Annotated in this window: 20 protein-coding genes and 1 tRNA gene; 13 read left to right on the forward strand and 8 right to left on the reverse strand. The window is 41.9% G+C overall.

From position 1 onward, the window contains the following. Positions 1-85 precede the first annotated feature (85 nt). The 3 genes from D1013_RS19215 to D1013_RS19225 form a co-directional block, all read right to left on the reverse strand. Positions 86-162 (reverse strand) — tRNA-Asp (locus D1013_RS19215). A gap of 133 nt (positions 163-295) precedes the next feature. Beyond that, the gene (locus tag D1013_RS19220) at positions 296-1,225 is read right to left on the reverse strand and encodes a DUF58 domain-containing protein (protein WP_121850809.1); all 930 of its coding nucleotides are present in this window, start codon (positions 1,223-1,225) and stop codon (positions 296-298) included. Between the two features lie 106 nt (positions 1,226-1,331). Continuing rightward, positions 1,332-3,713: a GAF domain-containing protein gene (locus D1013_RS19225; RefSeq protein WP_121850370.1), complete on the reverse strand. Its 2,382-nt coding sequence runs from the start codon at positions 3,711-3,713 to the stop codon at positions 1,332-1,334. A 230-nt stretch (positions 3,714-3,943) separates the two neighbouring features. Between D1013_RS19225 and D1013_RS19230 the strand changes: the two genes are divergently transcribed. The 12 genes from D1013_RS19230 to D1013_RS19285 all read left to right on the forward strand — a co-directional run bounded on the left by D1013_RS19230 (position 3,944) and on the right by D1013_RS19285 (position 15,275). After that, the gene (locus D1013_RS19230) at positions 3,944-4,840 is read left to right on the forward strand and encodes a metallophosphoesterase (RefSeq protein ID WP_121850371.1); all 897 of its coding nucleotides are present in this window, start codon (positions 3,944-3,946) and stop codon (positions 4,838-4,840) included. Between the two features lie 103 nt (positions 4,841-4,943). After that, entirely contained in the window at positions 4,944-6,575 is a 1,632-nt protein-coding gene (locus tag D1013_RS19235; protein WP_121850372.1) for a sulfatase family protein, read from the forward strand. 73 nt (positions 6,576-6,648) lie between these two features. Then, positions 6,649-6,888 carry a DUF1059 domain-containing protein gene (locus D1013_RS19240; RefSeq protein ID WP_121850373.1) on the forward strand — a complete coding sequence of 80 codons (240 nt, stop codon included), beginning with the start codon at positions 6,649-6,651 and terminating at the stop codon, positions 6,886-6,888. Next, a complete protein-coding gene (locus tag D1013_RS19245; RefSeq protein ID WP_121850374.1) occupies positions 6,881-7,717 on the forward strand; it encodes an alpha/beta hydrolase in 837 nt (278 codons plus the stop codon). Before D1013_RS19240 ends, D1013_RS19245 begins: the two co-directional genes overlap by 8 nt. 71 nt (positions 7,718-7,788) lie before the next feature. After that, entirely contained in the window at positions 7,789-9,105 is a 1,317-nt protein-coding gene (locus tag D1013_RS19250; protein ID WP_121850375.1) for a gluconate:H+ symporter, read from the forward strand. A 9-nt stretch (positions 9,106-9,114) separates the two neighbouring features. Beyond that, entirely contained in the window at positions 9,115-9,579 is a 465-nt protein-coding gene (locus D1013_RS19255) for a RidA family protein (protein ID WP_121850376.1), read from the forward strand. 5 nt (positions 9,580-9,584) lie between these two features. Continuing rightward, entirely contained in the window at positions 9,585-10,697 is a 1,113-nt protein-coding gene (locus D1013_RS19260; protein ID WP_121850377.1) for a D-TA family PLP-dependent enzyme, read from the forward strand. Then, positions 10,694-11,764, forward strand: a complete 1,071-nt coding sequence (locus tag D1013_RS19265; protein ID WP_121850378.1) for a dipeptidase — start codon at positions 10,694-10,696, stop codon at positions 11,762-11,764. Before D1013_RS19260 ends, D1013_RS19265 begins: the two co-directional genes overlap by 4 nt. Before the next feature lie 38 nt (positions 11,765-11,802). Further along, complete coding sequence (locus D1013_RS19270) at positions 11,803-12,546, forward strand: GDSL-type esterase/lipase family protein (RefSeq protein WP_121850379.1); 744 nt, start codon at positions 11,803-11,805, stop codon at positions 12,544-12,546. A 53-nt stretch (positions 12,547-12,599) separates the two neighbouring features. Next, positions 12,600-13,250 carry a hypothetical protein gene (locus tag D1013_RS19275; RefSeq protein WP_162987954.1) on the forward strand — a complete coding sequence of 217 codons (651 nt, stop codon included), beginning with the start codon at positions 12,600-12,602 and terminating at the stop codon, positions 13,248-13,250. Between the two features lie 100 nt (positions 13,251-13,350). Then, positions 13,351-14,238, forward strand: a complete 888-nt coding sequence (locus D1013_RS19280; protein ID WP_121850381.1) for a carbon-nitrogen hydrolase — start codon at positions 13,351-13,353, stop codon at positions 14,236-14,238. 2 nt (positions 14,239-14,240) lie between these two features. Further along, a complete protein-coding gene (locus D1013_RS19285; RefSeq protein ID WP_121850382.1) occupies positions 14,241-15,275 on the forward strand; it encodes an agmatine deiminase family protein in 1,035 nt (344 codons plus the stop codon). Positions 15,276-15,296: 21 nt separating this feature from the next. Here the strand turns inward: D1013_RS19285 and D1013_RS19290 are convergent, their stop codons facing one another. Then, positions 15,297-17,483: an acylase gene (locus D1013_RS19290; RefSeq protein WP_225621395.1), complete on the reverse strand. Its 2,187-nt coding sequence runs from the start codon at positions 17,481-17,483 to the stop codon at positions 15,297-15,299. A 117-nt stretch (positions 17,484-17,600) separates the two neighbouring features. On the opposite strand from D1013_RS19290, the gene D1013_RS19295 reads away from it, so the two are divergent. Then, positions 17,601-19,340: an ABC transporter ATP-binding protein gene (locus D1013_RS19295; RefSeq protein WP_121850384.1), complete on the forward strand. Its 1,740-nt coding sequence runs from the start codon at positions 17,601-17,603 to the stop codon at positions 19,338-19,340. Here D1013_RS19295 and D1013_RS19300 read toward each other — a convergent pair. From D1013_RS19300 to D1013_RS19315, 4 genes are all read right to left on the reverse strand, one after another. After that, the gene (locus D1013_RS19300; protein WP_121850385.1) at positions 19,337-19,666 is read right to left on the reverse strand and encodes a 2Fe-2S iron-sulfur cluster-binding protein; all 330 of its coding nucleotides are present in this window, start codon (positions 19,664-19,666) and stop codon (positions 19,337-19,339) included. The two genes, D1013_RS19295 and D1013_RS19300, sit on opposite strands and share 4 nt — an antisense overlap. A gap of 183 nt (positions 19,667-19,849) precedes the next feature. After that, entirely contained in the window at positions 19,850-20,908 is a 1,059-nt protein-coding gene (locus D1013_RS19305; protein ID WP_121850386.1) for an NAD(P)/FAD-dependent oxidoreductase, read from the reverse strand. A gap of 55 nt (positions 20,909-20,963) precedes the next feature. Beyond that, the gene (locus D1013_RS19310) at positions 20,964-21,206 is read right to left on the reverse strand and encodes a NifU family protein (protein ID WP_121850810.1); all 243 of its coding nucleotides are present in this window, start codon (positions 21,204-21,206) and stop codon (positions 20,964-20,966) included. A gap of 11 nt (positions 21,207-21,217) precedes the next feature. Continuing rightward, complete coding sequence (locus tag D1013_RS19315; RefSeq protein ID WP_121850387.1) at positions 21,218-22,357, reverse strand: Mrp/NBP35 family ATP-binding protein; 1,140 nt, start codon at positions 22,355-22,357, stop codon at positions 21,218-21,220. Positions 22,358-22,502: the final 145 nt, after the last annotated feature.

Raw genomic sequence — 22,502 nt, forward strand, 5'->3', positions numbered from 1 at the left:
TTTTTGGTTTACAGTTCAAAAATGGAATTCTGCGTGCACATAAAAATAAAAAAGCCTCTCGATTTCTCGAAAGGCTTATCGTTGTTGGCGGTCTGGACGGGACTCGAACCCGCGACCCCCTGCGTGACAGGCAGGTATTCTAACCAACTGAACTACCAGACCAATGATTTTACCCTTATTGAATTAGGACTTTCGCTACAGCGAAATTCAAATCTTGTTACTACTTCAGTAAAGCGAGTGCAAATATACACCGCTTATTCAATTGTACAAACAATTTTAAACAAAAAATTTTCAATTATAAAAAATTTCGGCGCTCAACCAAATAGGTGTTCAATACCCTTGAAAAATCAGCTTTCACGTCGACCTCAACATACTTTATTTTGTACTGGGCACACTTCAGTTGAAGCGAACTTAGATAAGCCTTCAATTGTCTTTGGTAATCTTCTTTCACAGAATCGCTGTAGAGATCAATCTGTTCACCGGTTTCTACATCTATAAAACGTTTCGGAACATTTTCGAACTCAAAACTAAACTCGGTTTCCCTATCCAACAGATGAAAAAGAACTACCTCATGCTTATTATATTTTAGGTGGCGTAAGGCTTCGAACAATTTTTCATCATCCGTTTCTGTTTGAAACATATCTGTAAACAGAAAAATCAGACTCCTACGTTTCATTTTTTCTGCTATTAAATGCAAATAAGTGTACGTATGGGTCTTCGAAGTAGGTTGGTTCGTCTGGCAGTATTCGGCCAATTTGGCCAAAAGCATTTGGTGATGTCGCTCGCTACCTTTTTCGGGAGCATAATAATCGTAATTATCTGAAAAAATACTTAGCCCTACCGCATCGCGCTGCCTCTTGAGCACATTCATTAAAGCAGCAATTGATAATGCCCCGAACCCAATTTTATTGAGGTTTGATATATTCAGTTCATCTACGCTTGGATAATGCATAGAGGCCGAATTATCTAAAATCATGTGACACCTTAAATTGGTTTCCTCTTCATACTTTTTGGTGTAGAGCTTGTCAGTCTTGGCGAAAAGTTTCCAATCGATATGTTTGGTACTCTCCCCTGTATTGTAAATCTTATGTTCTGCAAACTCCGCAGAAAAACCATGAAACGGACTTTTGTGCATTCCGCTGATGAACCCTTCCACTACTTGATTCGCAAGCAGTTCCAGATTCTGGAAAAGAGAAGCTCTATGAAGTTCTGACTGAAGGTTCATAAGGCTAAGATAAGAATTGTATTCTAGGTGTATTTTAAAGACATTGCCTTTTGGCAATAGTCGAAATAACAAAGATTAAGCGACTAACGATTACAGAAAAACAAGCCTATGCTTTCAGCTCTTCAATAAGGTCTTCGTAGGTATAGGTCTTTTTTGACTCTTTATCTGCCGATTTATAGAGAATATCGGCGCGTATCGCTTTAAGGCCTGAAACGCCCTGCAAACCCTCGAGCTCAACTATTTCGACCTTTCCGCTGAAATAACCCTTCGATTTTAAGAACTTAATATACCTCAAATACTCCAATTCGTCTTTCTTCTGGGAATAGACAATGACCATTTTGCCCGGTTGGGTCAAACGCTCATCAGAACCCTTTATATATGACTTGTCAATTCGTTTTTTGATAACTTCATAACGGGCATTATAGGTGCCATCTACATCAAACCGCTTCTCATCCATTCTAAAGCGAATTGACAGTGAAGTATTGTATACCAACACCAATGAGGCCACATCTAAAGGAACAGGTAACTCTGGCTTAAGCTTGTAATGCGCATTTTCCATCTCGCACATTACTTGAAGCTGCCAAAGTCTTAAATTATTCAGATAAATAGGGTTAAAATCTAACTCACCTGATATAGAATCGCCAATATACATGTTGTGCTCTACCCCATCGGTCTTATACCTCTCGAAATAATGAGGAAACATATCTTGGGCAGAACGTTGTTTTCTATCGATAACGGCAGCCAACCTCTTATTGATCATCATGACGCTTTCATCGTAATTACGGCGATGATCATAATAAGAATCGGTACCCATATCTATAGATGATTCGTACGAAGATACTTGTTGAGCTAGCTCTTTATCAGACTTTTTCAAATGCGCAAAAACCGGATGGATTTCATCTGCTACAAAATTGAAGATCGATTGCTCACTATTGGTATTCAAACTTTCTTTGATACTGTTCATGTGATCGTTCACCCTGAACATCAATTCTTCATAAATAGGCAATTGGTTCTTTTGCCAAGCGGCCTCAAGAACTTGGTTCACTGTGGCCAGTTGAATCATCAAATCTCTCTGAATCGCCATGTTACGGGCATCGGAAGAATTTTTGATATCGATTTGACCGTAAAGCGGATGCACATCTTTGAAAACTATCTCCCTAAACGTAGGCTGAAGGCCTTCAAGATCATCTTTGATGAACCGTTTGGCCTCTTCTTGAAAACGCCAATAAACTGCTTCGTGTACCGAGGTACATTCGTGCTGTATAACGGCATCGATTAAATTCTCTTCTTCACTCTTTGAGCGCAATACCGCCGAGACAATAAATGGCATTACATCTTCGAGCTTATTCGCGTTTACGCTGTTCAGGGCATTCTTTTCCGTTGATACCAGCTCAAGAACACCTAGCAATCTATTGTTGTCGGCTATTGGGGCTAATATGGCGCTTTTAATGCCTTGCTCTTGCAGGCTTTTATAGATAGGCGCCTCCATTCGTTCTTCATAACGGTCGACATCAGAAATGGCAAAATACCTGTTCTCACGCAATAGCTTATCGTAAGAATAGGAACACAAAATTTCCTTGCAGTTCTGAATTTCTTTATTATCCAGCACAAAACTGTCCATCCCCTTCCCATAAAGTGGCTCAAAACAATCTGTTTTCGCATTGAAAGTCATGAAGCCGGCCCGAAGGCTAGCTATATTGAAGAAAGACTGAAATGTTTCCTGAAGGTTATCCATAAAACCATCGCTATCTCTCTTATCACTCGCAATAAGACTTGATTTCAACTCAGAAATGGAATGTTCGACCGTAACATCGAACATGTTCGAGATAACAAAGCCTTTAGAAACAAAACTATTGGGCGGAATTTTTTCCTTCCAAAGATCTATATTTTCAAAATTATCAAGCAGTTCATCAACATCGGCCTGCGACAATTCTTTGGCCTTTTCAGTTGGCTGCAAATCTATAAAGTCGGCATTGTACAATATTCGATAGTGCCTCATCACCCCATGTTCATCGGGTATATCATAGAAGAAGGGGCGCTTGAAATCTAACGGAAAATTATAGTAATAGCTCAGTATAACCGTACACGCCATTACGTACATCTGGTCGTCTGGCATGTTACGCATCTTCGGCACGAAACATTCGCCCTGGGCGCCGGCAGCTTCCAGAATTTTTTGAAACCGCTTTGAGGAATTAAAGATGGTGTTATCGTAGGGCAAAGAAGCCGTTTTGATTTCATTCTCGGTCAATACTTCCGAGAAGAGGTCTTGCAGAATATAATGAATAACCTCTTTATGTTCTTCAAGAAGCGCATCATCGGTAAAACCTTCTCTTAAAATAGGGTACGGCTCTTGTGCGGCAAGAATACGCTTGGCCTTTTCTGCCAAGTATTCATTGTCGCTTTTGGCCATGACATCATACTGCTCCAACAATTTGTTGAAACTTATGACCTGCACCAAAGGCATTTCTTTTTCCGTGAAACATCTCATACCCAAAATAAGTCGCAATTTTCTATGCAAAATTACAAAATAATTAAGTAGCACTCACTTTTAACACATGCCCTCTAACCGATAACTGGCACAGTTAAACCTACAAAACCTTTCTCTAGGTCAAGTAATTAAATTTACACCGGGTACGAACCGACACCTGTAACGAATAATAATTTTCAACGACTGATTATTAGTTTAATTTAGAAGCCCATCAAATCTCTTTACAACCAATGTCATCTACCAAGCGTTTAACCAGGGCCTACGAAAATGCCAAAACGGTTGTTTTTGACGATAGTTCCAAGTTTATACTTTTCAGCGATTGTCACCGAGGCGATAACAGTTTTGCCGATGATTTTGCGAATAATAGAAACATCTATTTTCATGCTCTTAACTTTTATTTCAAAGAGGGGTTTCATTATTGCGAGCTAGGTGATGGCGATGAGCTATGGGAAAATCTAAATTTCGAATCTATTTTCGAAGCTCATAAAAATGTGTACCAGTTGCTCAAAAAATTTCATTTGCTCAAAAGACTTCATATGATTTGGGGTAATCATGATATGGTATACAAAGACCCTGAATATGTCAAAAAACATCTGAGCAGCTATTTTGAGCCCATCGATGGCGAATCGAAAGAACTATTTGAAGGCATTGCCTATCACGAAGCCATTGTTCTAAAACATAAAATTACGGGACAAGAACTTTTTTTAACGCATGGCCATCAGGCCGATTGGTGGAACTACACGTTCTGGCGATGGAGTCGCTTTTTGGTAAGGGCACTTTGGAAACCTCTTCAGGTATGGGGTATTGCAGACCCGACCAGTCCAGCGAAAAATTATACCGAACTCATTAAAATTGAAAGAAGGCTAAAAAAATGGATTCTTCGAAACAACCTTCTCATCACCATCGTGGGCCACACCCATAGACCCCGTTTTCCCGAACCTGGCGATATTCCTCTTTTTAATGATGGTAGTTGCGTTCACCCTCGAAGCATTACGGGAATAGAAATTGAAAATGGCGAAATATCGTTGATCAAATGGCAAATCGCCACAACTGAAGACGGCATCTTGCGAGTGGTCAGAGTTTTATTGGAAGGGCCACAAAAGATAAGGGACTACCAACGAAAGTAGCTGTGATTACCCGACCCGAACTTTCTTTCGGTACTTTATCCATCCAAACTAAACCTATTTTCATAAATTTAGAGAATTAACAATAAACACTCTAGACAAAAACATGCTTGACAGATACCGATCGGGCAGACTGATACTGTTGTTATTCGCACTAACACTTATCAGCTGCCAAGAAAAAGCGCATGAGCAAAAAACAGCTCAAAAACGCCCCAACATTCTATTCGCCATTAGTGACGACCAATCGTTTGGCCATACCAGTTTCGGTGGCAGTACCTTCATCAACACCCCTGCATTTGACCAAATGGCCAAAGAGGGTATTTATTTCACCAATTGCTACGCGGGTTCGCCGGGCTGTGCCCCATCACGAAGCTCTATAGTTACCGGTCGCTACCATTGGCAAAATGAACAGTCTGGGCAACATGCTTCTTCGTGGATGAAAAAGCACGTGTCCTTTATTGACCTGCTTGAGAAAAACGGTTATAAAACTGGAAGAACAGGCAAAGGTGTAGGGCCGTTCAGGTATGCAGAAAGCCCCGAAGATTCTTTATTTAGAGAAAATAATGCCGGCGGCATTGAACATAGCGATTTTCGATACGGCCCTGAAAATGATGAGCGAACGGCCACGGGTATCGGAGCTTCCAATTACTATGCGAATTTTGAACATTTCATGGAAAATGTTCGTGATAATGAGCCATTCTTCTTTTGGTACGGGGGAACAGAACCTCACAGAAGATATGAACGCGATTCATGGAAAAGATTGGGCAAAAAGCTAGAAGATGCTCAAGTACCCGGTTATTTACCTGATAATGATGTTATTCGTGGCGACCTTTTAGACTATGCCGTAGAGATAGAATGGTTCGACCTTCATCTGCAGCGAATGCTCGAATACTTGAAGGAAAAAGGAGAACTTGAAAACACCATTGTAATCGTGACCGCAGATAATGGTATGCCATTTCCGAGAGCCAAGGCCAACGGGTATGAAGATGGTGTACACGTGCCCATGGCCATTAGATTTCCTTCCCAATTTCCTGGAGGCAGAATAGTTGAAGACCCTATAAGTTTTATCGATTTGGCCCCTACCTTGCTCGAACTTACCGAAACCTCCGAAAAAGGTATGCTTCCCATTGTAGGTAAAAGTTTTACCAACTTGTTAAAGTCAAAAGATGAAGGAAAAATTGATGAAACAAGAAAATATGCCCTGGCAGGCAGAGAAAGGCATTCTTCAAGTCGTTATTTAAATAAAGGATATCCACAAAGAATTATTAAAGGCGGCGATTATCTATACGTTTGGAATATGGAGCCCAATCTTTGGCCCGCTGGTGCTCCACAAAAATTCCATCCGAAAGATTCTACCAAACTCATGCCCATTAACGGGCTGGATGAAAATGGAAAATTCATTCCAGATGCAGCATTTATGGATATTGATGATTGCCCTACTAAAACCTATCTCATAGAGAATCATGATGCGCCCGGGGTTGCAGAATATTTTGATCTATCTGTAGCCAAAAGGCCGGAATTTGAACTTTTCAATGTAAAAAACGACCCAGCTTGTTTAGAGAATCTTTCGGGCAAAGAAGAGGTTAAAGCAATTGAAGAAGAATTGAAGGAAGCCTTAGTCGATGTTTTGGAAAAAACAGAAGACCCTAGGTATGTTGGTCCTGATAAAGAAATCTTCAACACCTATAAAAGGTATTCACCTATTAGAAAATATCCGAAACCGGAAAGTTCTAAATAATCTCGGTAGATTATTGAAGGCCCCATGCAGCTTTAAAATTTGGTAACTTTCATACCACTAAAAATGAAAAGTTATGAAAACCATGACCTGCAAACAATTGGGAGGCGCCTGCCATCAAGAATTTCATGCCGAAACCTTTGAAGAAATAGCCGAACTAAGTAAAAAACATGGTATGGAAATGTTTCAAAAAGGAGACATACCCCATTTAGAGGCCATGCAAAAAATGCAGGCCCTGATGAAGTCTCCCACGGAGATGCAAACCTGGTTCGAGACCAAAAGAAAAGAATTTATATCACTACCCGATAATGAATAAATTACAATTATTGATCGTTTGCGCCTTTTTCTCTTTGCCCATGTTTGGCCAGAGAGAAATACTTTACAAACAAATTGATACGGTTAAGCTTTATTTAGAGATTCACTCGCCAGTGAGAATGGATAAAGAACCCCAAAAACCTGCCATCGTATTCTTTTTTGGAGGAGGCTGGCGAAACGGAGACCGTAGCCATTTCGCCGAACAGGCCGATTATTTCTCCAAAAGAGGTCTCGTATGTATTCTTGCCGACTACCGAACGGAAAGCAAACACCAAACAACCCCCTATGTAGCTTTGCAAGATGCGAAATCGGCTATGAGATATGTACGTCAAAATGCAACAAAACTGGGTGTTGACCCCAACAAGATAGTAGCATCAGGAGGTTCTGCCGGGGGCCATTTGGCAGCGGCCACTTCACTCATCGCCGATTATAACGACAAAAATGATGACCTGTCGATTGACTGCAAACCAAATGCATTACTACTTTTTAATCCGGTAATAGATAACGGCCCTGGTGGTTATGGTTACGAAAGAATAGGTGACAACTACAAAAACTTTTCACCCTTGCACAATATCAAGCGTGGGGCACCTCCGACCCTATTTTTGCTAGGAACAGAGGACCGTTACATACCAGTTGAAACTTCTGAGTACTACCAAACGGTAATGGAAAAAGTGGGAAGTCGTTGCGAATTAAGAATATACGAGGGAGAGAAACATGGTTTTTTCAATTATCGGTTTATCGATATGTTCAAAGAAACCATTCACGAAGCTGATATTTTTTTACAATCGTTAGGATATCTAAATGAAGAACCTAAGGTAGAAATCAACTAGTCATATAGGCTTGCCAGCCCCATTCAAAATTTCAAAATTGTATATTTAACAAAAAGTTTTAAAACCAACCTATGCCACTCGCCATTGTAATAGCCGGAATCATCCTGCTCTTTATTTTAATAGCCAAATTCAGATTAAACGCTTTCATTTCCTTCATCATTGTTTCCCTTCTGGTCGGGGTAGCCGAGGGCATGGACTTTCTAACCGTTTCGGAATCGATTCAAAAAGGTATCGGCAGTACTTTAGGCTATCTTATCTTGATATTGGGTCTAGGGGCAATGCTTGGTAAATTAGTGGCCGATTCAGGTGCCGCACAAAGAATAACGACTCAGTTGGTTGAAAAATTTGGGAAGAAAAACATACAGTGGGCGGTTGTACTTACGGGGTTCATAGTGGGCATTCCGATGTTTTACACGGTCGGTTTCGTCATTTTGATTCCCTTGGTTTTTACGGTAGCTGCGGCAACAGGCCTCCCATTGATTTACGTAGGCTTACCTATGTTGGCGTCACTATCGGTAACGCATGGCTATCTTCCTCCGCATCCCGCTCCGACGGGTATTGCGGTAATGTTCAATGCCGATATTGGTAAAACCTTGCTCTATGGTATTATTGTGGCCATACCGGCCATTGTCGTTGCCGGTCCGATGTTTTCAAGAACCATAAAAAACGTAAAGGCTACTCCCTTAAAAGAGTTCTTGAACCCAACGGTACTAAAAGACCATGAAATGCCGAATACGGCAACAAGCATTTTGACTGCGTTGTTACCGGTCATCTTAATCGGTTTGGCTTCCGTCGTTACTTTGATTTTACCGGAGGGCAATACCATTAGAAAAATCACGGACATCATTGGTGACCCTGTTATTGCCATGCTTATCTCCGTATTGGTAGCCATCTATACCCTTGGTTTGGCAAGAGGCAAGAACATGAAAGAAATCATGGATTCTGTTTCTAGTGCCGTATCCGGAATTACCATGGTACTTTTGATTATAGCAGGGGCTGGAGGGCTAAAACAAGTTTTGGTCGATAGTGGCGTGAGTGAGTATATTGGCGACATGTTAAAGGGTTCAAGTATCTCCCCTTTGATTTTGGCCTGGCTAATTGCTACGGTTATCAGGGTTTGTGTAGGTTCAGCAACCGTTGCGGGCCTTACCGCTGCCGGCATCGCCATGCCACTTATAGGTGATTCTGGTGTAAGTGCCGAATTAATGGTACTGGCCATAGGATCCGGTAGTTTAATGCTATCTCATGTGAATGACGGAGGCTTTTGGCTTTACAAAGAATATTTCAACCTTTCAATAAAGGATACCTTAAGAACATGGACGGTCATGGAAACTACCGTTGGTGTCATGGGGTTGATCGGAGTTTTAATTTTAAATACATTTTTATAATTCAATTTTATGAGCGAATCACCATCACAAAGAATAAAATCATTGGGTCTAATTTTACCTCCTGCCCCACCACCAGCAGGCCTTTACAAACCCGTACTGGTAGTTGACAACTTTCTGTACGTTTCAGGTCAAGGCCCTATGCTACCTGATGGCACATTAATGAAGGGGCGTGCAGGTCATAACATAAATCTTGAAGAAGCCAAACAAGGCGCAAGACAAGTGGGCTTAACAATGCTTTCTACCATTCAAACCCATTTTGGCGACTTAGACAGAATCAAAAGAATAGTAAAGACCTTGGGCATGGTCAATTCAGACCCTGATTTTGGAGACCAACCCTTGGTGATCAATGGGTTCAGCGAGCTTATGTCAGATGTTTTTGGCCCAGATAACGGGGTGGGTGTAAGAAGTGCCGTGGGCATGATTTTACCCGGTGGAATTCCCGTTGAAGTTGAGGCTATGTTCGAACTACATTAAATTTCATGAGCAACTTACCGTGGTACGCCCTACAAAATCCTGAAAAAGTAATCAGTCCGGCACTTTTAGTCTATCCAGACCGCATTCAGCAAAACATAGATACGATGTTGAACATGTCTGATGACAGTGAGTTTTTACGCCCGCATGTTAAAACTCACAAAACAGCGGAAATTATTCAAATGCAACTAAAGTCTGGCATCAGCAAATTCAAGTGCGCGACTATTGCCGAGGCTGAGCTATTGGCTCAAAACGGTACCAAAGATGTACTGTTGGCCATGCAACCTGTCGGAAACAATATCGATAGATTCGTAGCATTAATGCAAGCGTTTCCTTCAACGGTTTTTTCCGCTTTGTTCGACGACCAAAATAACCTAAATACCATCGCCTCCAAAGCCAAAAAATCGGATATCACCGTCCGCTTATGGCTTGACATCAATAATGGTATGAACCGAACCGGTATTGCACCCCATGAAAAAGCATTACAGCTATATCAAGCCGCCTTTGAAAGCCCTAATGTTGAGATAATGGGCCTACATGTTTACGACGGTCACCTTCGTAATACCGACCCCTCTCAGAGAAAAGTCGATTGCGATAAAGCATTTCAGTCCGTGGTTGATTTTTCAAATCAGATTCAATCGCAAGGAATGCCTGTTCCACATATAGTGGCAGGTGGATCACCATCGTACCCCTTTCACTGTAAAAGAAAAGGAGTGGAAGCCAGCCCTGGCACTACACTACTTTGGGATGCCGGCTATGGTGGGCTTTTTCCAGAAATGGATTTTAAATCTTCAGCAGTTCTGCTGACAAGAATCATCAGCAAACCCAATGAAAATACCATTTGCCTAGATTTGGGCCATAAGTGGTTGGCCTCTGAAATGAATTTTCCTAGGGTGAAGTTTTTAAATGTCAAGAATTGGAAGCAGTTAGGGCAAAGCGAGGAACATTTTGTCATAGAGACGGAGAATGCCAAAGACTTTGAGATAGGAGATGTAATCTATTGCATTCCTATGCACATATGCCCTACCGTAGCAAAGCAACACCATTTACAGGTGGTAAAAAATAATGAAGTAACCAATACATGGCTAGTTGCCGCACGTAACCAATCAATAAATTTATGAGTGCATTTATTTTCGATGCCCACCTCGACCTATCCATGAACGCTATGGAATGGAATCGAGATTTGACCTGGCCCGTTGAAGAAATCAGAAAAAGTGAAATGGGCATGACCGATAAACCGGATCGTGGTAAAAATACGGTATCGTTCGATGCCATGAGAAAAGGTAATATCGGCCTATGTATGGCAACGCAAATTGCGCGGTACGTAAAAAAAGGTAATAATCTGCCAGGTTGGAAATCTCCACATCAGGCTTGGGCCCAAACCCAAGGCCAGCTCACTTGGTACCGTTCTATGGAGGAAATCGGCGAATTGGTACAAATCACCAACACGGTAGAACTAGAAAACCACCTCGATTTTTGGAATACCCAGGAAGGGAAAAAGCCTATCGGCTACATTCTGAGTTTAGAAGGTGCCGATTCGATAGTCACCCTAGAGCATTTAGAAAAATCTTATGAACAGGGGCTGAGAGCTATTGGACCGGCGCACTATGGGCCGGGTACTTACGCGTTCGGAACAGATTCAGTCGGTGGGATTGGAGTAAAAGGCAAGGAGCTATTGAAAGAAATCGAAAGATTGAATTTGATTTTGGATGCCACACACCTGTGTGACCAAAGTTTTTGGGAAGCTATGGATTGTTATCAAGGTCCGGTTTGGGCGAGCCACAATAACTGTAGAGCCTTGGTCGACCATAACAGACAATTTTCTGATGAACAAATTAAAGAACTCATCAGTAGAGGGGCAGTTATAGGCATGGTTCTCGATGCATGGATGATGGTGCCCAACTGGGTAAGAGGCAAATCGGACCCAGTAACCGCTAATTGCTCGTTACAGCAGATGGTCGATAACCTAGACCACATTTGCCAAATCGCAGGGAATACCGATCACGTCGGAATAGGAACCGACCTAGATGGCGGTTTCGGCACCGAACAAGGGCCTATGGATATTGATACCATAGCAGATTTACAGAAAATACCCGCGCTTTTGTCAAAAAGAGGCTATAACGCTGAAGATGTAGAAAAAATTCTTCATTCAAATTTCATCAACTTCCTAAAAAGAACGTGGAAATGATGTAATTTACGGAGTCTTAAGCTCTTTCATAAGGCCCCATGAATAGAAGACATTTTTTACAAACCTCAATCGCCGCAATTATTGCCTCCAGTTTTGCGGCCTGCTCGGACTCGAACAAATTTAAGCTCGAGAGAAACTTGACTGTAGGTTGCTTTGGCGATAGCATTACCAATGCCGGTGGTTTTGGCTATGTCGAAATGCTCCAGGCAAAACTTGACAAAGAGCATCCAGAACTAAATGTAAGGCTCATCAATTTTGGCAAAAGTAGCGAAACTGTTTCAGGGCTTACCGAAGAAGACCATCCTGGGCCAAGGCCCTACCTATTTGAGCGACTAGATGATATATTGACCAAAACGCCTATCGATTTGGCCCTTTTCTGCTATGGCATCAATTGTGGTATTTACGGAAAACCTTCCGAAGAGTTGTTCAATAGTTTTAAGATAGGTGTATACTCTTTTCTCGAAAAACTCCGCCAGAAAGAAATCGGTGCTATTCTACTTACCCCACCCCCTTTGGCTTTAGAAGCGGCCCCTTTATCAGAGCTTTCCAATGAGATTCCATATGGGTATAAAAATCCATATCCAGCATATGAAAAAGAGGTATTACAAGAATTTAAGTCCATCGTTCTGAACATGCAGCACCCGATGTCAAAAATGGAAATTGATATACATACCCCTTTGTTGCAGCAGCAAGAAAACTGTTATGACTCAGACCCCATTCATCCCAATAAGAACGGACACCAATTAATCGCCGATACGATTTTTCGTAATTTTTCGTTTTAACATAGCGTTAAGCCCCTGTGGCAGGGTATTTGCTATCTTTACTATCGATCATTATGGATAGGAATAATTGGTTCATAACGTGTGCTCTCGGTTTGCTATGCTCTTTAGGCATGGCCCAGACCGATATTCCGGTTCAGAAAGAATTGAAAATTGAGGCGGCCAATAAAATAGACGACACCAAAAAGCCACAGCAAGGTACGGCACTGAAAATTCCTTCTGTAGTAGATAACCCCGAGACCAATATTGATATGACGAATCGCAATCCTGTCAAAATGATTGATGATAGGGAATTGGTACAAGCGGGTTATGGAATGAAAATCGACCCAAAGGCAGGTCCGCGTGAACCTAAAGAAGGCTCTAAGCAGCATTTTGCCGATATGTACCTGGGCGACGTTAAAAGTAATGGGAAATTTGTCGGTATTGTGTGTCGAGACCATGAATTCGTTGATGGTGACCGCGTTAAAATCTACATGAACGACCGCGTCATCGACCCTAATATTTTACTTACCGGAAGCTTTAAAGGGGTCAATATCGATTTGGAAGAAGGTTTCAACCGAATTGATTTCGAAGCATTAAACGTCGGCTCTTCGCCACCGAATACCGCTCAAGTAGATGTCTACGATGACCAAGGGCAGTTGATCTACTCCAACAAGTGGCTCTTATCGACAGGCTCGAAGGCCACTTTGATCATTACCAAAGAGTAAACAGCTTTTCTTATTGCCATTTTATGGGCTTTTCCGTTAAATTATCCTAGTATAATTTATATATCTTCGCATAGCATAATACCTGCAAAAAGATATCTGAATGGGTTATAAAAACTACAAAATTGGGGTTGTTCAGCTTAATTTGGACAATACTCCGGAAGAGAATAGAAAAAAATGTTTGCATTGGGTAAAAAAGGCGGCCGAAGCAGGAGCTGAAGTCATCTGTCTACCTGAATTGTACAGTAGTCACTATTTCTGCCAAAGTGAAGATGTTTCAAATTTTTCTTTAGCGGAGCCATTAGGTGATATTTCCTTTACGGCCTTCAGCGAATTGGCTAAACAATTGAATGTGGCCATAGTGGTGCCATTTTTTGAAAAGCGTATGGCCGGTATCTATCACAACAGTGCCTATATCATCGATACGGATGGTTCACGTGCCGGGCTTTACCGTAAGATGCACATTCCTGATGACCCACACTTTTATGAAAAATTCTATTTCACGCCGGGTGATCTCGGTTTCCAATCCATAAGTACTAAAAAAGGGAATATCGGCACCCTTATCTGCTGGGATCAATGGTATCCAGAGGCGGCGAGATTAACCGCCATGCAAGGTGCAGAGGTACTTTTTTATCCCACTGCTATAGGTTGGCATCCTTTTGAGAAAGAGCAATATGGTGAAAACCAATACGGCGCTTGGATGAACGTCATGAAAGGGCATGCAGTGGCCAACGGAATCTATGTAGCCGCGGCCAACCGCATAGGACTTGAAAAATACCTACCCGATACCGACGGAATCGAATTCTGGGGCCAATCTTTTATTTGTGGCCCGCAAGGCGAGATTTTAGCAAAGGCATCGACCGATAAAGAAGAGCTTTTGATTGCAGAAATTGATTTGGCACATCAAGAAAATGTTCGTCAAAACTGGCCTTTTTTCCGTGATCGTAGAATTGATGCTTTTCAAGACCTGACCAAACGCTTCATCGAGTAGAAATGGCAAACAGAAGATTTCCTGCCGAATGGGAAAAACAAGAGGGTGTATTACTTTGCTTTCCGCACAACGGTAATGATTGGCCGGGCAAATATGCGGCCGTTCAGTGGGCCTTTGTGGAATTCTTTAAAAAGGTGGCCGAAGTAGAAAAGGTTTTTTTAATAGTAAAAAACGACGCTTTAAAAACTAAGGTCAACGATATGTTGGCATTGGCATCGGTCAATTTAAAGAACATAACCTATATTGAACAAAAGACCAACCGAAGTTGGATGCGTGACTCCGGACCTATCATTGTCAAAAATGGAAGTAAACGGGAAGCGCTCAATTTTAATTTTAACGGCTGGGCCAAATACAAAAACTGGAAACTAGACCAGCATGTACCTTCAAAGGTGGCCGAAATACTTAACGTTCCGCTCACCCAGGTTACTTATAAAGGAAAAAAGGTAGTTCTGGAAGGTGGTGCGCTTGAGGTGAATGGAAAGGGCACCCTCATTACTTCAGAAGAGTGTTTGTTGCATCCGGAAATTCAAGTAAGAAATGTAGGTTTTACCAAATCGGACTATGAAGCGATCTTTAAAGAGTATTTGGGTATCACCAATACCATTTGGGTGAAAGACGGTATTGCCGGTGACGATACTCACGGCCATATTGATGACCTTTGCAGGTTTGTAAATGAAGATACCGTTGTTACAGTCGTTGAAAACGACCTTAACGAAAAAAACTATCATCCTTTACAGGAAAACCTGAAAATTCTACGGAAAGCTAAATTGGAAAACGGAAAGCCTTTAAATGTCATCGAACTGCCGATGCCGCGTAATATTATCTTTGATGATTTACAACTTCCGGCCAGCTATGCCAACTTTTTGATATTGAACGAAACGGTGCTCGTTCCCGTCTTTAATGATGAAAACGACCGTTTGGCCCTGAATATTCTAGCGGATTGTTTTCCTGACAGAAAAGTCATTGGTATAAGCTGCATCGATATTATTTGGGGTTTTGGCACCCTACATTGCCTTAGCCAACAAATACCAGCTTGATAGGGTAGGTTTACCAAAGTATTATCGATTTCCGAGAACATAAGTCTTTACTGCTCTTTTAAGAACGTCTTCACGATAATAGGGTACTTCTTTCCAATCCATTTGGGCGTACCTTTCTATTTGATCATCGAAATGTGGAGAATTAGGGTCACCGCTCTGTCCGCCTGCCAAAATACTTTTGGCCCGTACCTTTTCACCAAACTCAACGACCGCAGCAAAGCTATTGCCCCTTGTACCGAATATTTTCTTTGTGTTGTTGGTATAACTAACCCCATAGGCGGCTAGGGCTCCCCATCGCCCAGAGGCAAAACCAATGGGAATACTTGGCTTATCTTCGTCAAAAGATTGGCGAATGGCACCATCTAAACGCTGGTATCGGTTCACTTCTCCCCAAGGCATCTGCCACGTGCCGAAATCTTTTTCCAGTCTCTCTACCGTTTCCAATAAAATTTGAAGCTGACCTACATCATCACCGGTTTGTGCCCAGTGGTCCATCAATTCCATATAAGACATTCCTTCTGGCCTATGCATTCTTTCATAAACCAAGATTCCGTAAAAATGTGCTAAGGTCATCGCAACCGACTCTTTAGAGGTGGTATAATCCCACTTTCTCAACTCATCTATAGGTCCTTCTAACTGTCCGCCCGATTTAACATTATCGTCATAGGCCTTCACCAAGCTCGGTATCAGAACTTGAAAAGCAGGAAGATAAGGGTCGTGTGCCAAATGAATAAGACTATCCAAGGTAAAGTCTTTTGCCTTTTTCAATAGGGCAATAGCATGAATACCTCTATAATTTTCTTGGTCACGAGACATATAATACGGGTAGTCTTCCGCTTTCGGACTGTAATTGGAAGCTGAAGTAAAAGGGGTTGAGTTGCAATTTTGAATCCATCCGTTTGCAGGATTACGAACCAAAATGTTCTCATCAACCGTATGAAGCCCTTGCCAGTCCGTTTTAGGGTTGCTTCCATCAACGGGGTTCGAATAATCAAAAGAGGTATCGCGTTTTGGAATAAAATTACCGTGAAAATAAGCGATGTTACCCTCGGCATCGGCGTATACGGTATTGTTACTCGAGTTGGTTCTTATGTCCATCATCTCCCTAAATCCTTTATACCCTTCTTTCTTGGTTCGAACAAAAGATTGTTCTAATGCCATTGCGGGTTCCCACATCATGGCAGAGGCCGTCCACTGTCCATCAACCGAATGCGTAATCGGCCCATGATGGGTGCGATATATGGGAAAGGTCTTCTCCTTCATACCATTATCCGATTTATATTTAAGCGTTATTTCCGATTTTTTTACCGGTCGCAATTCTTCACCGTATTGGTAGAACAGTTTACCCTCGGTTTCTAAAATTGTCTCTTTGAACTCATCCATCACATCGGTATAGGTAGAGGTATGCATCCAACCTGTTTTCTCATTGAACCCTTGGTAAACAAAAAACTGCCCCCAAGTAACGGCGCCATAGGCATTAAGCCCTTCTTCAGAGACTACATGAACCTCGCCACGAAAATAAAATGAGGTATGCGGATTGATAAGCAACATGGCATTGCCCGACTTAGTAAGCGAGCCGGAAAGGGCAATTCCGTTGGAGCCTTGAGGCTCTGTCAAGGGCTGTTCTTGAGAGACCGAAGCAACACTATCTAGTCGGGAATGAGTTTGTTCTACATCACCATTCTTATAAAAGTATTTTATTTTTTCTATCGAAATTCTTTCTATATCGCCCCCAATAGAGCCTTCACTAAAATACATGGGCATCCAAGGTTCGAACCTGGTCAAGAGCCTTGGTTTCACTTCCGGATGTGTATGAAGGTAATAATTGATTCCATCAGCAAAGGCATCGCAAAGTTTCTTTAACCAATCGGGACTCCCTTCATATTTGATTTTCGCCTCTTCTTCTGTCATAAATAAATTCGCCCGCAGGTCACTATATAAATACTCTTGACCATCAACTTCGGCCAAGCGTCCTATAGCCCACAAGTAGTTCTGCTCTACGCGGTTGAAATCATCTTCGCACTGGGCATAGAGTAGCCCAAAAACGGCATCGGCATCAGTTTTGCCGTAAATGTGAGGCACCCCAAAGTCGTCGCGAATGATTTCTATCTGTTCCGCTTGGCTTTTCCATCGTTCCGCCTCCGATTGTTTTGTTCCAGTCGCACAGCCAAACACTAAAAACAGCAACATGCATTGAAAATATCTCATTTTCTGAAATTTAGAATTACAAGATACAGACAAACCTTAAAAAGAAGCCTATTGCTCTTACATCAATCGATATGTTAGTTGATTTGAGTAACTTGCATTCTTCATTCAACAACTCATATGGCGGAAAAAAAAGTAAGCATTCTTACTGCCTTTAAAACAATTATCTGGCCCCGAAGAAAATTGGTATTGCTAGGTCTTTTGTTGATTATCATCAGTAAAGCTGCCAGTTTTGTGGCCCCAGTTTCCTTACGCTATTTCTTGGACGAAATTGTGCCGAACAAGAACTACGACCTTCTCAAAGTTCTTGTAGCCGTAGTAATTCTATCTTTTTTGATTCAGGCGGTTATGTCGTTTTTATTGACCAAAGTACTCAGCATTCAGGCACAGTATATGATTTCTGAATTGAGGGCACAGGTTCAAAAACAAGTGCTTTCGTTGCCCATTCGATTTTTTGACAACACCAAATCAGGGGCCTTGGTCTCTCGAATTATGAGTGATGTGGAAGGAGTTCGCAATCTAATAGGAACAGGATTGGTTCAATTGGTAGGAGGCACGCTTACAGCCATCGGCTCATTAGTTTTATTACTGGGGATAAGCCCTACCATGACCTTACTTACGTTTATTCCTTTAGTGATTTTCGCCTTTATCTCATTGAAAGCCTTTAAAATTATAAGACCCGTTTTTAGGGAACGGGGTAAAATAAATGCAGAGGTAAAAGGAAGACTTACCGAAACATTGGGCGGTATACGTGTAATCAAAGGCTTTAATGCTGAAGAACAAGAAGGTAAGGTATTTGAAGAAGGTGTTGAGCGATTGTACAATAACGTTAAAAAAAGCTTGACTGCCACCGCCTTTATGACCAGTTCTTCTACCTTTTTATTAGGGCTTGCAACTACAGGGATTATGATGGGGTATGGTGGATACCAAATGATGCAAGACAACTTAAGTACGGGCGAATATTTTCAGTTTACTTTTTTACTGGCCCTTATGGTCGCACCAATAGTTCAGATGAGCAATATTGGAAGTCAATTGACCGAAGCCCTCGCAGGGTTGGACCGTACCGAAGAATTAATGAACCAAATTAGCGAAGCCGATGAAAAAGATCGCACCATCGTGCTTTCAAACATCAAAGGTGATATGAGCTTTAACGATGTTTCTTTTGCTTATGAGGAGGATAAAGAGGTGTTGCACCATATTAATTTTGAAGTCAACGCCGGTCAGGTAATCGCCCTAGTCGGCAGTTCGGGGTCAGGTAAGTCTACCATTGCCAGTTTGGCCGCCAGTTTTTTGAGCCCTGACGAAGGTCAAATTACTATAGATGGTAATGACCTTTCGAAAGTAGACCTGACCAGTTTTCGACAGTTTCTTGGCGTAGTGCTACAAGACGATTTTCTGTTCGAAGGTACTATTAGAGCCAATATCATGTTTCCAAAACCGGAAGCGACCGAACAAGAATTGTTAGATGCCGTTAATTCGGCCTACGTCAACGAATTTACCGACCGCTTTGAAGAAGGCCTTGATACATTGATCGGTGAACGAGGCGTAAAACTCTCTGGTGGCCAGCGCCAGCGAATCGCCATTGCCAGGGCCATACTGGCCAATCCGAAAATATTGATACTGGACGAGGCTACCTCTAATCTGGATACAGAAAGTGAGGCTTTGATACAAAAGAGTTTAACCGCCTTAACAGAAGGCCGTACCACTTTCGTAATTGCGCATCGATTAAGTACGATAAGAAAGGCCGATCAAATACTAGTGATAGAAAACGGACGAATAGCCGAAAGAGGTACTCATGATGAACTGATTGCCAAAGAAGGGCGTTACTACAATTTATTTACCTATCAGGCGAGAATCTAGCTTTCAGGCGCTAGTTCTACTTCAAGACCATCGAGGTCTTCGGTCATATGTATCTGGCAGCCAAGCCGACTGTTATCCTCCACGTTAAAAGCTTCCGCCAACATAGCGTCTTCATCATCTGACATTTCAGGAAGAACATGGTCTGATTTAACATAACACTGACAGCTGGCACACATGGCCATACCCCCACAGACACCAATGGTACCCTCAGGCGCCAATTCATACGAACGAACTACCTCCATTAGGTTCATGTTCATATCAGTAGGTGCATCTACCTCATGGGTAACACCTTCACGGTCGGTTATTTTTATTTTGATATCAGACATTGTACATGCTTTTGGTTCGGCACTTTAGTAAGTTATGTACCGCACTGTAAATTTTCGGCAAATATACGGTAGATTGTTAATCAGGCCTACGAGAATGGTAAAACACCACAAAAAATGACAAAATAGGAGATAAACGAACAACCTTGATCAAGAGTAAAGTATGAAACCTAGAAAAGTGAATCTCTAATCAATCGCTTTTACTACCGCTTTAGGAGCTTCTTTTTTAGAACCATCAAAACCGGTGACACCGCCAACGGTAGTATACTTCATTACGTACTTCTTATCAGGAAATATTCGTTGGTAGGCACTTTGGCACATGAGCGTTGCTTCATGAAAGCCACATAAAATCAATTTCAACTTTCCGTTATAGGTATTGATATCACCAATGGCGTAAATACCTGGTACATTGGTCTGGTAATCAAAGGTATCGACTTTTATGGCATTCTTCTCGATTTCAAGCCCCCAGTCACCGATGGGCCCAAGTTTAGGCGATAGTCCAAAGAGGGCAATAAAATGGTCAACTTCAAGTGTGATGTCCTCTATTGCCGTAGTTTTCTTTCGTATCAAAACCGACTCTAATTTATCCTCACCATTCAATCCTTCAATTTCGGCAGGGGTAATCAAGTTGATTTTACCCTTATTTTTTAATTGCTGAACTTTCTCTACAGAATCCAATGCCCCACGAAACTCATTTCTACGGTGAACCAAGGTTACTTCTGATGCCACATCTGCCAAGAAAATACTCCAGTCTAAAGCAGAGTCGCCTCCACCGGCAATCACCACCTTTTTATCGCGATATACTTCAGGATCTTTGACCATGTAAGACACCCCATTATCCTCATACTTTTTGAGGTTCTCAAGGAGGGGTTTCCGTGGCTCGAAACTACCTAGACCTCCGGCAATTGCCACTATGGGCGCTTTGTGTTGGGTTCCTTTGTTGGTCGTAACGATAAAACTTCCGTCCTCAAGCTTCTCAATGGTATCCGCCCTTTCACCCAAGGTAAAACCCGGTTGAAAAGGTTCTATCTGCTTCATTAGATTATCTACCAAGTCACCCGCCAAAACCTCAGGAAAACCAGGAATATCATAAATAGGTTTTTTAGGATAAATTTCAGCACATTGTCCGCCGGGTTGCGGTAAAGCATCTATCAAATGGCATTTCAATTGCAACAAGCCCGCTTCAAAAACGGCAAAAAGCCCGGTTGGGCCCGCTCCAATAATCAGTATATCTGTTTGAATCATTAAGGGTCGGATTAAATGGTGGTCGTATGTTCGGTCTCACGTCGAAACCGATAACTTACTCTCCCACGTTAACTACTTCTTCTATTTGCGGAGCATACTTCTTTATGGTCATTTCAACCCCACTCTTAAGGGTCATTTGATTGACCGAGCACCCCACGCAGGCACCTTCTAACTTTACCTTCACAGAATTTTCGTTGTCGATGGATATTAAAGAAATATCACCTCCATCGCTCTGCAAAAAAGGACGGATTTCTTCCAAAGCCTTTTCTACGTTCACTCGCAGTTCTTCAGCAGTCATTGTTGTCATACCTACTTTTTCTTGACGGCGGAACAGCCCGCCATTGTTGTTATTTTAATTGCCTCTGTCGGCGGTAAACTCTTGTTGCGCCCTACGACTTCTTGCACTACATTTTTGGTCAACTCTTCAAAGGCTTCTTCAACAGGTGTAGCAGTCTGCAATGCTGCGGGACGGCCTACATCACCAGCCTCTCGAATACTTTGAACTATTGGAACCTCACCTAAGAAGGGAACGCCTAAATCTTCGGAAAGATGTTTTGCACCTTCTTTACCAAAGATATAATATTTGTTATCGGGAAGTTCTTCAGGAGTAAAATACGCCATATTTTCAACAATACCCAGTACAGGAACGTTAATAGATTCTTGTTGGAACATAGCCACCCCTTTTTTGGCATCGGCCAAAGCCACCTCTTGAGGGGTACTAACCACCACAGCTCCAGTAATCGGCATTGCCTGCATGATACTCAAATGAATATCGCCAGTTCCCGGTGGTAAATCGACCAATAGAAAATCTAGTTCACCCCAAGCAGCATCAAAAATCATCTGGTTCAAGGCTTTTGAGGCCATTGGCCCTCGCCAAATTACTGCCTGGTTAGGCTGGGTAAAAAAGCCAATACTCAATAGTTTTACGCCATAGTTTTCGACCGGCTTCATCTTCGATTTTCCTGCGACATTCACAGCTAAAGGCTTTTCATTGGCCACATCGAACATGATGGGCATCGAAGGGCCATAAATATCAGCATCTAAAAGACCTACTTTAAAACCCATTTTTGCTAAGGTTACCGCCAAATTAGCAGTAACGGTAGATTTGCCAACGCCTCCTTTACCTGAAGCTACGGCCACAATATTTTGAATACCGGGGATGGGTTTGCCCTTTATTTCGTTTACCTTAGGTTTGGCAGGCGCATCGACCTTTATATTGACCTTGATTTTTGCCTTTTCGTAAACTTCACGATGAATGACCTGTAAAATTTCAACCTCTGTTTTCTTTCGGGCCTGTAAACTCGGGTTGCCAATAGTTATATCTATTTCAACCTCATCACCAAAAATCTGAACATTTTTAACCGCCCCACTTTCAACCATGTTCTGGCCTTCACCAGGTACCGTAATATGCTCAAGCGCCTTTAAAACTTCCTTCTTATCTATCTTCATTATGTAAAATCATTCTAAACAACAAAGATAACACTTAAGGTCAAGAAACTAAAGCCTTTGAATTGAAATGTAGTATGGAGTAATAGTTGTTCGTTATCGCTAGGTCACTTTAACATAAATACGGAGATGCGAAAAATTCCTTTAA

The sequence above is a fragment of the Euzebyella marina genome (assembly GCF_003687485.1).
GTDB classification, from domain to species: domain Bacteria; phylum Bacteroidota; class Bacteroidia; order Flavobacteriales; family Flavobacteriaceae; genus Euzebyella; species Euzebyella marina.